14 protein-coding genes and 1 pseudogene are annotated in these 12,958 nt (G+C 59.7%); 3 read left to right on the forward strand and 12 right to left on the reverse strand.

Translation table 11 applies throughout. The annotated features are described in order from the left end of the window. Positions 1-37: 37 nt before the first annotated feature. From JQ863_RS05345 to JQ863_RS05355, 3 genes are read right to left on the reverse strand one after another with little or no spacing between them, the layout of a single operon-like run. Positions 38-700 (reverse strand): DUF938 domain-containing protein, encoded by a 663-nt coding sequence (locus JQ863_RS05345; protein ID WP_204113276.1) that lies wholly within the window; start codon positions 698-700, stop codon positions 38-40. Next, entirely contained in the window at positions 700-1,776 is a 1,077-nt protein-coding gene (locus JQ863_RS05350) for an NAD(P)/FAD-dependent oxidoreductase (protein WP_204113277.1), read from the reverse strand. The genes JQ863_RS05345 and JQ863_RS05350 overlap by 1 nt, the downstream gene beginning before the upstream one ends. Further along, positions 1,773-2,723 (reverse strand): aldo/keto reductase, encoded by a 951-nt coding sequence (locus JQ863_RS05355; RefSeq protein ID WP_204113278.1) that lies wholly within the window; start codon positions 2,721-2,723, stop codon positions 1,773-1,775. Before JQ863_RS05355 ends, JQ863_RS05350 begins: the two co-directional genes overlap by 4 nt. A 131-nt stretch (positions 2,724-2,854) precedes the next feature. Here JQ863_RS05355 and JQ863_RS19425 point away from each other — a divergent pair. Continuing rightward, positions 2,855-3,024: pseudogene (locus JQ863_RS19425) on the forward strand (SDR family oxidoreductase); the annotation flags it as partial. Between the two features lie 16 nt (positions 3,025-3,040). Here JQ863_RS19425 and JQ863_RS05360 read toward each other — a convergent pair. The 7 genes from JQ863_RS05360 to JQ863_RS05390 all read right to left on the reverse strand — a co-directional run bounded on the left by JQ863_RS05360 (position 3,041) and on the right by JQ863_RS05390 (position 10,835). Then, a complete protein-coding gene (locus tag JQ863_RS05360) occupies positions 3,041-3,622 on the reverse strand; it encodes a VOC family protein (protein ID WP_204113279.1) in 582 nt (193 codons plus the stop codon). 136 nt (positions 3,623-3,758) lie between these two features. After that, entirely contained in the window at positions 3,759-5,543 is a 1,785-nt protein-coding gene (locus JQ863_RS05365) for an amidohydrolase (RefSeq protein WP_204113280.1), read from the reverse strand. 187 nt (positions 5,544-5,730) lie between these two features. Further along, a complete protein-coding gene (locus JQ863_RS05370) occupies positions 5,731-6,801 on the reverse strand; it encodes a BMP family ABC transporter substrate-binding protein (RefSeq protein WP_204113281.1) in 1,071 nt (356 codons plus the stop codon). 45 nt (positions 6,802-6,846) lie between these two features. Beyond that, positions 6,847-7,791: an ABC transporter permease gene (locus tag JQ863_RS05375; protein WP_420826275.1), complete on the reverse strand. Its 945-nt coding sequence runs from the start codon at positions 7,789-7,791 to the stop codon at positions 6,847-6,849. A 118-nt stretch (positions 7,792-7,909) separates the two neighbouring features. Then, positions 7,910-8,218, reverse strand: coding sequence for a hypothetical protein (locus JQ863_RS05380; RefSeq protein ID WP_204113282.1), 309 nt, complete (start codon positions 8,216-8,218; stop codon positions 7,910-7,912). Continuing rightward, positions 8,215-9,297, reverse strand: coding sequence for an ABC transporter permease (locus JQ863_RS05385; RefSeq protein WP_204113283.1), 1,083 nt, complete (start codon positions 9,295-9,297; stop codon positions 8,215-8,217). The genes JQ863_RS05380 and JQ863_RS05385 overlap by 4 nt, the downstream gene beginning before the upstream one ends. Beyond that, positions 9,294-10,835: an ABC transporter ATP-binding protein gene (locus JQ863_RS05390; RefSeq protein ID WP_204113284.1), complete on the reverse strand. Its 1,542-nt coding sequence runs from the start codon at positions 10,833-10,835 to the stop codon at positions 9,294-9,296. Before JQ863_RS05390 ends, JQ863_RS05385 begins: the two co-directional genes overlap by 4 nt. A 450-nt stretch (positions 10,836-11,285) precedes the next feature. Here JQ863_RS05390 and JQ863_RS05395 point away from each other — a divergent pair, with 450 nt between their 5' ends. Next, on the forward strand, positions 11,286-11,492 hold the full coding sequence (locus JQ863_RS05395) for a cold-shock protein (protein WP_204113285.1): 207 nt from the start codon (positions 11,286-11,288) through the stop codon (positions 11,490-11,492). Positions 11,493-11,584: 92 nt separating this feature from the next. Here JQ863_RS05395 and JQ863_RS05400 read toward each other — a convergent pair whose 3' ends face one another. Then, entirely contained in the window at positions 11,585-11,785 is a 201-nt protein-coding gene (locus JQ863_RS05400; protein ID WP_204113286.1) for a hypothetical protein, read from the reverse strand. Between the two features lie 9 nt (positions 11,786-11,794). On the opposite strand from JQ863_RS05400, the gene JQ863_RS05405 reads away from it, so the two are divergent. Continuing rightward, a complete protein-coding gene (locus JQ863_RS05405; RefSeq protein ID WP_204113287.1) occupies positions 11,795-12,067 on the forward strand; it encodes a peptidoglycan-binding domain-containing protein in 273 nt (90 codons plus the stop codon). 73 nt (positions 12,068-12,140) lie between these two features. Here the strand turns inward: JQ863_RS05405 and JQ863_RS05410 are convergent, their stop codons facing one another. Beyond that, complete coding sequence (locus JQ863_RS05410) at positions 12,141-12,803, reverse strand: hypothetical protein (protein ID WP_204113288.1); 663 nt, start codon at positions 12,801-12,803, stop codon at positions 12,141-12,143. Positions 12,804-12,958: the final 155 nt, after the last annotated feature.

A 12,958-nucleotide genomic window follows, 5' to 3' on the forward strand; every position in this document is an offset into this window, starting at 1 on the left:
ATTGACTTGGATCAGGAAAGTTGAATATGATGTCGGGTCAAAGAGCGGGGCGTTTCCAGATAAGGGCAAGATTGTTGGCCGGCATTTCGACGGCCGCGATATGATCGGCGCCTGCCGTGGTTCCCCATTTGATGACATCGGAATCTGATTTGTAACCGATTTCGGGGTCCTGAGCGCGCAGGCTGGCGTCAAACCGGTGATCGCCGTCGCTTGTCAGTGCGCCGTCCCGTCGGAAAGGGCCGTAGATAATCAGCGTTCCAGTCGGGGCCAGCGTGCCGATGGCTTCCACAACAAGGGTGCGGGCCTCGTCCATGCTGACAAGCTGCAAGAGGTTGGACAGGAAGATCAAGTCGCAGGCATCCCGCGTGCCGCTCCATCCCGGCGCAGTGGCGTCAAGCGCAGTGGCCGGGCGGATATTGTGCAGGCCGCTTTCAGACACATGGGCGTCCACACTTTGTCGTCGGGCCGGGTCGATTTCGGTTGGGTGCCAGGTCAGTCCCGGACAGGCGCGGGCCAGTTCGACGACATGCTGGCCTGTACCGCTGGCAATCTCGAGTGCCTGTCCTCCATCGGGCGCGAACCGGGCGACAAGGTCAGCAATTGGACCGACATTGCGCGCCGCCGAAGGCGCAAACAGCTTGCCGCCCTCACCGGGTTCCGCGACCGAGGCGTTGTCAGGAAGGTTCAATCGGCGCGGCATCAGGCAAAACGGGCCGGGTCAAGAGCGGCCTGCGTTTTTGTGTCCAGATCTGATGCACGCCCCGCGACAAGGTCGGCAACCAGTTGCGACGCGGCGGGCGCCGATTGGAAGCCATATCCGCCTTGGCCTGCGATCCAGAAGAACGCCGGATTGTCCTTGGCGGGGCCGATCACAAGATTGCGGTCAGGCGAAAACGTCCGCAACCCCGCCCAACTGCTTTCCAGCCGGGTCACTGGTTCGGTTACATGTTCCTCATAGCGGGCCAGCCCCTCTGCCAGTACCATGTCATCGGGCCAGGCATCGAACGGTTCCATCGGATGTTCCTCGGCAGGAGAGACGATCAGGCTGCCGGCGTCGGGCTTGGCATACCAATCTTCACGGGCATCAAGGATCATTGGCCAATTCGAGACATCATGTCCACCCGGGGCCGGAATGCGCGCCATGGACCGTCGCATCGGCGTGAAGCCCACCGGTGCAACCCCGGCCATTCTTGCCACCACGTCTGCCCACGCGCCCGAGGCGTTGAACAGGATGTCCGCCTCGAATTGCCCCTTGGTGGTTGTGACCTGCCACCGGTGCCCTGCGCGTGTGATCGCGGTGACCTCGTGTCCGGTCAACACCTCTGCGCCCGCAGCGCGCGCATCCGAGGCGAAAGTCTGGATCATACGGTCGGTGTCGATGTCAAAGGCGGCATCGTGATAGGCGGCAAAGCCAACAACGTCACTCCGCAGGATCGGAACCTTCGCAAATGCATCCTCAATCGGGATCGAGGGCATATTGAGTGAGGTGCAGGCATGTGAAAACGCCGCCCCTTCGTTCTTTTTCGCTAACATCAACAAGCCGCGTGGCGTGATGAACCCGCCATGCGCAGTGCGGAAATACTCCCCGCTGGCCTTGGACAAGGCCACGGTCGAGGCAAGCCCGTAATTGCTTTCATAGAGCGCAGCCGACCGCCCCGAGGCGTGATAGCCAAGCGAGGCTTCCCGTTCCAGCAGCGTGACCTTGCCCAAAGGCGCAAGCCGCGCGGCCGCGGATGCCCCTGCAATCCCGCCACCGATGATGAGAAAGTCGCTCATGCCTCTTCAAGACGGTCCGTGGCCGGTGGCGGGGTGGGGGTCAGGGCGCTGAGGCGGGTATAGAGTTCGGTGTTCAATTCAAACCGAACCGCATCCAGCGACGGGCCCAGCTGGTCGGGTCTTGAGGCCGACAGGATCGGGCTGACCCTTGTGGGATGCGCCGCGACCCAGGCTGCAGCCAGCGTTGCAGGGTGGGTGCCGATCTCGGCGGCAAGTGCGGCAAGGTCGGTTGCCGCCTTGTGCATCCATTCCGGGGCATAGCGGCTTGAATACATCTTGTCGGTCAGCAGCCGGCCAGCATCTCCGCCTGGATTGCCCTTGGCACCGTATTTCCCAGTCAGAAGTCCGCCGCCCAGAGGCGAGTAGCTGGCAACAAGAATGTCCTGATCGGCGGCCATCGGCAGAAGCTCGACCTCGGCCTGGCGCTTGACGAGGTTGTACATCGGCTGGATCACGTCGACGCGCATGCCGCGCTCGGCCAGAAGCCCGTTCACCTTCATCACCTGCCAGGCTGCGAAGTTCGACAGGCCCAGGTAGCGGAACTGCCCGGCCTCGAACCATTCTGCGAATGTGTCAAACGTGGCCTCCAGCGGCGTGTCGGGATCGAAACGGTGCAGATAGAGGATATCGACCATTTCCATGCCCAGACGCCTGCGGCTTTCGTCGAACTGGGCGCGAATCGTGGTAGGGCTGGCATCGACCTGCCCACCAACTTTGGTGGCAATCACAAGTTGGTCGCGATGCGGCGCGGCGAGGCGCCCCAAGATTTCTTCGGACCGGCCATCCGTATAGACAAAGGCCGTGTCGAAATGCGTGATACCCGCATCGAGACAGGCGGCAAACATCTCGGCCGAGGCGGCATCATCCGCCTTGCCGCCAAACTGCATGGTGCCAAAGGCAAAGCGGCTGACCGCGGTTCCGTCGGGGCTGGTGATCTGGTGTGTCATGGCGGTGACGTTGCCATGGATTTCCGGCCACGAAAAGGGTCAGCTTTGCGCGGCCGCCTGACCGATCAGCCATTGCAGCAGCTTGGCCTCCGCAGCCCCCGTTCGCGGTCCGGTTGGGGCGAGAAGAAAAAACTTTCATAGACAGCCTGCCGGAAACTGAAGACCGCTGCGCCCGTATCCCGATGGGGCGCTATGGCAGCGCGGCCGAGGTGTTGTCGCGGTCTCGTCCCCGGCCGGGGAAGGCGGCTATGTCACGCGGCAGAACTGGCGTATCAATGGCGGGCTGACGGCACACGTCTGACCCGCCGCCGATTGCGTCAATAGGGGTTCGCCGCTGCGCGCGAGTCGGACAGCGATCCCTGCCGTTCTTCAACCAGCTCCTCGATCGCGTCGGCGAGGTGGATTTCCTGGATGTTATAGTCGCCGGCCGCCACACGTTTCTTGTGGGCGCGGATCATCACGTCGGCATGGGTGCAACCGACAGGCGGTTCAAACTTGTAGCAGGCCAGTTCAATGGTCAGGCCCAGCGGATCGCGGAAATAGACCGAGTCCATGAAACCGCGATCCTTGATCGGGGTATGGGCAACGCCGCGGTCGTCCAGCCTTTGCAGCGCGTGGGTCAGGGTGGCGCGGCTGACATTGAAGGCGATGTGATGCACGGTGCCGGGATCACGCGGATTGCCCTTTGGGTCCGGTTTTCGCTTTTCATTGGTGAAGATCGTGATCAGCCGCCCGTCGCCGGGATCGAAATAAAGGTGGCCTTCGTCCGGGTTATCCAGATTGGGCTGGTCAAAGATGAAGGGCATGCCGAGGACGCCTTCCCAGAAATCGATCGAGGTCTGGCGGTCAGCGCCATTGAGCGTGATGTGATGAACCCCTTGGGCCTGAATCTTGCGCATTTATGTGTCCTCCTGTGTTGCAGGCAAGATAGCGCACTGCCGGTCATTGGAGTATACGCGTCAGCGCACAAGTCTTGAGCGAGAGGAAAGTTTGGCGCGAGTGCGCACAGACGCCTTCGCCAGCTGCAACATGCAGTCAGCCGCCCTGCATCGCATTCAACCCCATGTCCAGAATGTGGTGCCCAAGCGGGGGGTAAAGCCGGGTCTCCGACTTGCCCTTTTCGGCGCGATAGATTTCGACGTCTTCCTTGATCGTTGCCACGATATCGATATCGGCCAGCGTTTCCGGGTCGATCGCGGTCGGGTCTTCGGAAAGAATTGCGAAGTCGGCCAGCTTGCCCACCTCAATCGATCCTTTGTGATCTTCCTCGAAGTGCTGATAGGCAGGCCAGATGGTCAGCGCCTTCAGCCCGGTCATTACATCGACGCGCTGATGAGGCCCAAGGATATCGCCTGACCGGGTTCTGCGCGTGACCGTGGCACTGAGGATCCTCATCGAATCCGGGAAGGCAACAGGCGCGTCATGGTGGCTGCCAAACGGCAGGCCGCGTTGCCGCAACCAACCCGTGGGCGAGATGTTCTCGGCGTTGATGGGGCCAACGGTATGATCGCGGTGCCAGTCCCCCCAATAGAAGGTGTGCATCGGAAACAGCGAGAAGAAGGCCCCCAGTGCCTGAAACGAGTCAACCTGATCCTCGCGCAGGAACTGGCCATGCACTACCACGGGGCGATCATCTCTATGCCCAAAATTTTCCTGCGCCGCGCCGATAGCGCCGATCAACATATCTGATGCGCCTTCACCATTCGAATGTGTGAGAATCTGGATCTTGTTTTCAAAGCACCAATTCACCGCGTCCTGCACCTGGTCCATGGTGACGGCGGAATATCCCTTGTAGCCCGGCGGATAATCACCAACAGGATCGTAATAGGGGCGGTCGCGCAAAGCAGTGAACCCCTGCGGCGATCCATCGATTGTCAGTTTGCACCCGGCCACCCGGACGCCGTTGTCGTAGCTGTGCGAATGATGCGCCTTGATATAGTCACGTGCCTCAAGCACATCCGGGTAGGCTGCTACGTCGATAGGCAGGTCTCCTGTGGCGGCAACCGCTTTCAAAGCCTCAACAGCTTCGCCGGAGGACCGGCCATCCTGACCGGTGGTATAACCGAAGCTCGCCCACATCTGGGCACCCGCCTTGGCGAACTCCTTGAACCCATCCGGGCCAAGGTTGCCCAACAACGGAAACAGTGCCTGGAAGAATGCGTATTCTTCCAAGACGCCTGTGACCCGGCCATTCCCGTCGCGCTGATAGACACCACCTGGAGGAGGGGTTGAGTCATCGGTGATTCCGGCCAGTTCAAGGGTTTTGGAATTGGCAACGCCAATGTGACCGGATTGGTGAACAATCATGATCGGCACATCCTTCGACACAGCGTCCAAGTCGTCGCGGGTCGGATGGCGCAGTTCGGCCAGTTGTGCGTTGTCATAGCCAAAGCCGATGATCAGGTTGACCTGTTGGATGACGTCATGGTTCTTGGCCATCCAGTCCCGCAAAGCGTCCTGAAGGCTGGCAATATCGTTCACAGTTCCGTCAGGTGCAGCCAGAAGGTTTGCCGACAGCGCCTGTAGCCCGCCAAAGACCACGTGACCATGACTGTCGACAAATCCGGGCAGCAGCGTGTTGCCATCCAGATCATAAAGCTTTGTCCCGTCGCCCTGATGGTTCATCACATCCGTTAGATCTCCTACCGCCAAAATGCGGCCATCCCTGACGGCCACAGCCTCGGCGCGGGGGGCGGCGTCGTCAATGGTCAGGATAGGCCCACCGGAATAGATCGTGTCAGCGATCTCCTGCGACAGGGCAGGCTGCGCCATCAGCAGTGAAATAAGCGCGGCGCTAAAGCCAGAACCAAATTTGCGCATGGGGGATTCCTTAATCAATTGCGTCTCAAATTGTGGTCACTTTCGATGACCAAGTTGGGCGTGGTCAAGTGTCGATAACCGACGGATTATCCTCAGAGCTAGCGCATCTGCTGTCAGAATGAAGGGTTCGCAAAACGAAAAAGGCCCACCATTTGGAGGGCCTTTTCAAAGTCAGCGTTGCCCGAAATCAGTTCGGGATCTCGGCGTTGATGCCTTCGACATAGAAGTTCATGCCGGCAAGCGTGCCGTCATCGGCGGTTTCGCCTTCGGCCAGCCATGCGCTGCCGTCCGCCTTGTTCAGCGGGCCGGTGAATGCGTGATACGTACCATCGGCCAGCGCATCGCGCAGGGCTTCTGCCTCGGCTTTCACGTCAGCGGGAACTGCGTCCGAGATTTCGCCGATGCCGACCATGCCGGCGCCGATGCCGTCCCAGGTCGAAACGCTTTCCCAGGTGCCGTCCATCACAGCCTTGGTGCGCGCGACATAATAGGGGCCCCAGTTGTCGATGATTGATGAAACGCGCGGGAAGGGCGCGTATTCGCTCATGTCCGACGCCTGCCCGAAGGTCACGACGTTGCCAGCTGCCTGCGCGGCGGCCTGCGGCGCGGTCGAGTCGGTGTGCTGCAGGATTACGTCCGCGCCCTGTTCGATCAGCGCCTTGGCTGCGTCAGCTTCTTTCGCCGGATCGAACCAAGTGTAAGCCCAGACGATCTTGAACTCGACATCCGGGTTGACCTTCTTGGCGTGGATATAGGCCGAGTTGATGCCGCGGATCACTTCGGGGATCGGGAAGGACGCAATATAGCCGATGATGTTCGACTTGGTCATCTTGCCCGCGATGTGGCCCTGAACGGCGCGGCCTTCATAGAAGCGGGCCGAGTAGACCGACACGTTCGGCGCGGTCTTGTAGCCAGTCGCGTGTTCGAACTTCACGTCCGGGAATTTCTTCGCGACGTTGATGGTCTGGTCCATATAGCCAAACGAGGTGGTGAAGATCAGGTCGGCACCGTCCAGCGCCATCTGGGTCATCACGCGCTCTGCGTCGGGGCCTTCCGGCACCGATTCGACATAGACGGTTTCGACGTCGTCGCCAAAGGCTTCGACCACGGCCTTGCGGCCTTGATCGTGTTCATAGGTCCAGCCGCCGTCACCGACCGGGCCGACATAGACAAAGCCGACCTTGGTCTTGTCGGCCATTGCGGTGGTCGCAAGGCCCATTGCCACGGCAGCGGTGGCAAGAAGTTTCGTGAATTTCATGGTGGGATACCCCCCTTTGGTTGGTCGTTTGTTTTGGTTTGGCCTCTATTGCGAGGCGTGGAAGCTGCGGCCAAGCGAGGCGGGCGCACCGCTCTTGTCGGCCGACATGATCACCAGCACAAGGATGGTTATCAGATATGGCGACATTGCCAAGTACTCGACGGGAATTGCGATGCCCGCAGCCTGCAAATTCAGTTGCAACACGTTGATGCCGCCGAAAAGGTAGGCACCCAGAAGGACGCGCCAGGGTTTCCAACTGGCAAAGACCACCAGCGCCAGCGCGATCCAGCCGATCCCCGCCGTCATGCCCTCGGTCCACTGGGGTACGCGGATCAGGCTGATATAGGCCCCGCCAAGCCCGGCGCAGGCGCCACCGAACATTATCGCCAGAACCCGCACGCGGATCACGTGATAGCCCAGCGCATGGGCGGCATCGTGGTTTTCTCCAACCGCACGCAGAACAAGCCCAGCACGTGAAAACTTCAACAACCCCCAGACTGCGGCACACAGACCAATACCGACATAAAGGATCGGGTCATGGCTGAACAGGATCGGGCCGACGACGGGCAGGTCGCTGATGACAGGAAGGTCGAGCTTTGCCATTGCGGGCGGGCGGATGCCCACATAGGACTGCCCCATCAGGGCCGACAAGCCCAGCCCAAACAGCGTCAGTGCAAGGCCCGACGCCACCTGGTTGGCCAGCGCGAACTGGGTCAGGAAGGCAAAGAGCAGGGACAGAAGCGCGCCCGCGACAATCGCCGCCAATGCGCCAACAAGGGCCGACCCGGTCTCGACCGAGATGGCAAAACCCGCGATCGCGCCGACGATCATCATGCCTTCGACACCAAGGTTCAGAACCCCGGCCTTCTCGACCACCAGTTCCCCGATGGCGGCAATCAACAGAGGCGTCGCCGCTACCATAAGCGAGGCGATCAACAGGACCGGGTTGATCTCGGTTCCCGACAACAACAGCGGGATCGCGCCCACCATCACCACGACAATGACAAAGACGGGGTTGATTGAGGTCAGGGTCTTCATGCCGCTGCTCCTGAGTAATTGGGACCATTGTATCGTTGCTTTGAGGGTGAGGTGTGACTTTGTGTATTCATCATTCAATCCCGGGCAAAACGGCCCAAAAGAACACCGCAACCGATACCAAGAGCCCAAAGAGCATGGCCAGGATACGGAGCAAAGTGGTTGCCGAACCGGTGGATGGACCGGAGGCCCACTCTGCAACACGATTTAGAACTGGAAACCAAACGAAGATGATTATCATCTTGAGAAAGGCGGCCGCTTTGGGCCAGGCCGCGTCAATGAGCCAATAGGTTCCCAGTGCAAAGACCGGAGTGGTAAGGCCCAATACTAAGTGAATGACGATACCACGTCTGTCTTTTTTCGAAGCGCCAGTTGCGGTCATGCTGCTGCTCCTGATTTGAACCGCACGCGGAAATTGGTGAGAAGGTCGAGCGCCAGAAGGAAGAACAACAGCATTCCCTGAAAGACCTGGATCGCGGCGGAGGGCAGGCCAAGCTGCGATTCCGCGATATCGCCGCCGATATAGGTCAGCGCCATCAACAGGCCCGCCAGCAGGATGCCAACCGGGTGCAACCGTCCAAGGAAGGCGACGATGATCGCGGTGAAACCGTATCCGGCGGCAAAGTCGATATTGACCTGACCCGAGGGGCCCGAAACCTCGAACATGCCGGCAAGCCCCGCCAGCGCCCCCGACATGCCAAGGCAGAACAGGATCAGGCGGCTGGGTTTCACCCCGGAGAAAGAGGCAGCGCGCGGCGCTTCGCCGGTCAGACGGATATTGAAGCCCAGAATGTGCTTGTTCAGCAGCACATAGGCAAAGATCACCGCGATGAAGGCAAAGACTACACCCCAATGCATGCCCGTGCCCGCGATCAGTTCGGCATTATGAGCGGACGGGTATTCCTGCAGGTTGCGGCTGCCGGGGAAGCCAAAGCCTTCGGGGTTTTTCATCAACCCAAGCGACATCTTGGCCAGAAGCTGATCGGCGACATAGACCAGCATGAGCGAGACAAGGATCTCATTGGTGCCGAATTTCACCTTCAGGACCGCAGGGATCATGGCCCAGGCCCAGCCCCCCAACGCGCCTGCAAGGATCATCAGTGGGAAAATGAAGAACGCATCCATCGGGTAAAGCGCCAGCGCGACTCCCGCGCCGCAGATGGCACCGAAGATGTATTGCCCCTCGGCCCCGATGTTCCAGATACCTGCACGGAAACCCAGCGACAGACCGATGGCGATCAGCACTAGCGGCCCGCCTTTCACCAGAAGCTGCGGCCGGTAGTAGAACGCATATTGCCCAAACAGCGGGTCCCAAAAGATCGTGCGGATCGCTTCGACCGGATTCTTGCCCAATGCGGCGAACAAAAGCCCGCCCGCGATCATCGTGATGATGACCGCATAGACCGGTGTCAGCAGGGACAGGCTGCGCGAGGGCTGTGGCCGTTTTTCAAGGTAGATCATGCTTCTGCCCCTTCTTCCTCGCCCACATGGGCGACTTCCATGCCATGTGCGCCGCCCATCATCAGGCCGATCTCGTCAATGGTCAGCCCGGCAGCGGGGCGGATGTCGGACAGGCGCCCTTCGTTCAGTGCGCCGAAGCGATCCGAGATTTCCATAAGCTCATCAAGGTCCTGGCTGATGCAAACAACCGCAGCGCCCCCAGCCGCAAGGTCCAGAAGCGATTGCCGGATCGCTGCAGCAGCGGCGGCGTCGACGCCCCATGTCGGCTGGTTCACGACCAGCACCTCGGGGGCTTGTAACACTTCGCGGCCAATGACGAATTTCTGCAGATTGCCGCCGGACAGGGCGCGCGCCGCGGTGCTTGCGCCGGGGGTGCGGACGTCGAATTTCTTGATCACGTCCTTGGCAAAGTCCTCTGCTCCACCCCAGTTGACGAAGCCGTTTGACAACAGCTTCTTGCGTATCGCCCCGGTCAGAAGCGCGTTCTCGGTCAGGCTCATGTCCGGCGCGGCGGCATGGCCCAGCCGTTCTTCGGGCGCGGCCAGAATACCCAGCTTGCGCCGCTCGTTCGGTCCCAGACGGCCCACCGGCTTGCCCTTGACTTTGATCGTGTCCGAGGTGGTCTTGGCCTCGCCCGAGAGCGCGGCCAGCAATTCGTCCTGACCATTGCCCGCAACCCCGCCAAGCCCAAGGATTTCCCCAGCGCGGACGCGGAAATGAATGTTTTTCAGCGTGGTGCCAAACGGGTTGGACGAGGCGACGGACAAGCCGGTTACATCCAGAACGACTTCGCCCCCATCCGATGCGGTGCGCGTCGGGGTTTGAAGCGTATCCCCCACCATCATCTCGGCCATCTGCCGGGCGGTGGTCTCGGCGGGAATGCAGGTGCCAACATTTTTGCCCAGACGAAGGATCGTCGCCTGATCGCAAAGCGCACGAATCTCTTCCAGCTTGTGGCTGATATACAGGATCGACGTCCCTTCCGACTTCAGCTTGCGCAGCGTTTTGAACAGGATTTCGACCTCTTGCGGCGTCAGCACGCTGGTCGGTTCGTCCATGATCAACAGCTTCGGGTCCTGCAACAGGCAGCGGATGATTTCGACACGCTGGCGCTCCCCAGCGGACAGGTCCCCAACCGTACGATACGGGTCCAGCGGCAGGCCATAGGTCTCGCTGACTTCGCGGATCCGGCGCGCGAGGTCGCGCATCGGGGGCGGGTTTTCCATACCAAGCGCGACGTTCTCAGCGACGTTCAGCGCTTCGAACAACGAGAAATGCTGAAACACCATCGCAACGCCAGTGGCGCGGGCGATGCGCGGTTCGGGGGGGGCATAGGCCTCACCCCGCCAGGTCATCGTGCCGCTATCGGGCTTGACCAACCCATAGATCATCTTGACCAACGTCGATTTCCCGGCGCCATTCTCGCCCAGAAGCGCGTGAACCTCGCTTTCGCCGATGTCGAACGAGACTGAGTCGTTGGCGACCACGCCGGGATAGGCCTTGGTCAGGCCGGTAATAGAGAGCAGTGTCCCTGTCATGTTTCGGTTCCCCTGCGGGAGCCCGTTCCAGTCTGGCCGGGGTGCCAGTCTTCGCGCGCGCCCATTGTTTTAGCGTCGCCACGATAGGAAGTGGCGGGCGGATTTAGCAAGGGAAACCTTGGCTTAGACTGACGGTTGGACGGAGGGCTGCTCAAGTTTCAGGCAATGAAACGAGGCCAAAACCTTTAACTGATAGAGGGTTAGCCTTGGAGATTTTCAACAATTCATTGAAAGAGTAGCAACGTGCGATGAAAACCACGATGCCCGCTTCATTGTCCAAGCCAGCTTTACAGAATCTCTATTTCCTGCAATATCGTCCTTGCTAAGTTACCTCTATCGATACCCTGTCTCCACTAATCCGGCGTCAGCGTGCTCGATTAAGCACTGACGATGCCAGGCCGCCGCAGGACGCGGTTGTCTGATACTATACTTGATTAAGGAGACTTCACGATGGCCACTGGCACCGTGAAATGGTTCAACACCACCAAAGGCTACGGCTTCATTGCACCCGATGGTGGCGGCAAGGACGTATTTGTTCACATCTCGGCAGTCGAGCGTTCCGGTCTGACCGGCCTCGCCGACAACCAGAAAGTGACCTTCGAGCTGCGCGAAGGCCGTGACGGCCGCGAAAGCGCCGTGGATCTGGCTCTGGCATAAGCACCGGACCGATTACGTTCTGATACGATAGGAAGAAGGGCGCCCGACGCGGTGCCCTTTTTTTTGGACACTTTCGCGGAGCGTGCGACGCATCAGGCGGGCGCAAGGCGCGCAAGCCCCGACGCGATTTCGCCTGCGATGGCGTTTGCATCCACGTCGCCCCGTTCGGCGGACACGCGCAGGCCAAGAAGGTTCGACTGGTAGCGCCGCGCGAGAGTTTTCGGGTCCAGTTCAGGCGCGATCAGGCCGCCCGACTGTGCCCTTTGGAACAGTTTGGTGAATCGGGCTTCCATGTTTGACAGATGTGCACTTGCGCACTTGGCGAGGGCGATCCGGCCGACCGCATCGGCGGCGCTGGTCCTTTGTGTACTCCATTTCCTCGTGATCAATACGGGCTTGTCAAGGAGGATCGGATCGCGCTGCAATCCCGTTTGACGGCACGTGGTTTTGATACCGGCGGCGCGGATGGCGTGCTTGGCCTCAAGTCACACGCGGCCATTGCAGATTACCAGCGAAGCATAGGAGCCGAGCCAACCGGAAATCCGTCGCAGGCCCTACTCGCGTCGCTGGCATAGGCAGAGGTCCCAAAGAGTTGCCGCTCTGTTAGGTTTAGCGGCCCTAAGGCCAATCAGGAGTTTTGGGCGGTCGTCACTTCCCAATTGCAAAAACGAAATACCCAGACGTCGCCGTTTTCCGTGGCGCTTTGACCCCTGTTTGCCAAAACCCAAGGGTCGCGTCGGGCTGGTCGATAACAAGAAGTTCGAGCTTTCGGTTATTGTCCGTTTGCCCCAGAAAGACCGGATGCAGTGTGACCAGAAGATGGGTTTCATTGCCATCTAGATCGCTGGCCAAATCCTCGAGAGCGCGATTTATCTCGTTTGAAAACTGGCATCGGTTTGTGGAGGCGCACGCTTTGACCGATTGCAAAACCCGCCAATAGTCATCTGCGGTATCGGGGTTGGACGAAGCCATCACTTCGAACGTGTCCACGAGGTTTGGATGAGTGGAATTAGTGTGGTGAACATGAACCTCCATGCTGTTGGGAGAGTTCAAGGTGATGCCAATCAATGCGTCTGTTCTGGGAGACGTATACGGAAGCCGCCCCGAACCATCTTCGTAAACAGCAACTCCCGCACTTTGGATCGGCTGCGCGTTGGCTTCGAAAAGCGTCTTCATCATTTTGAACCGGTCACCGTCGGCTTTGGCGCCCGTGGCCAACGCGCAGATTGAGAAAAACCCCAGAGCGGTCATCAGCCATATTGGTCGTGCAAATCTTGCGGCAACCGCCCGCGGGATTTTGCGTTGCTTCAATGTCATTTCCTAGGTTGTTTGAGTTTGTTTGTCGGGTCAGTTGGTTAGGTGTTTTCCGTTCTGATACTTTATGTCAATCAACAGTTCTCCGGTTGAAAGCCGTGATAGATGTCCTTGCCAAGCTGGTCCGTATTGGGGTCAGGGTAAGTCAATGT

Source organism: Shimia biformata (assembly GCF_016888515.1).
Taxonomy (GTDB): Bacteria; Pseudomonadota; Alphaproteobacteria; order Rhodobacterales; family Rhodobacteraceae; genus Shimia_A; species Shimia_A biformata.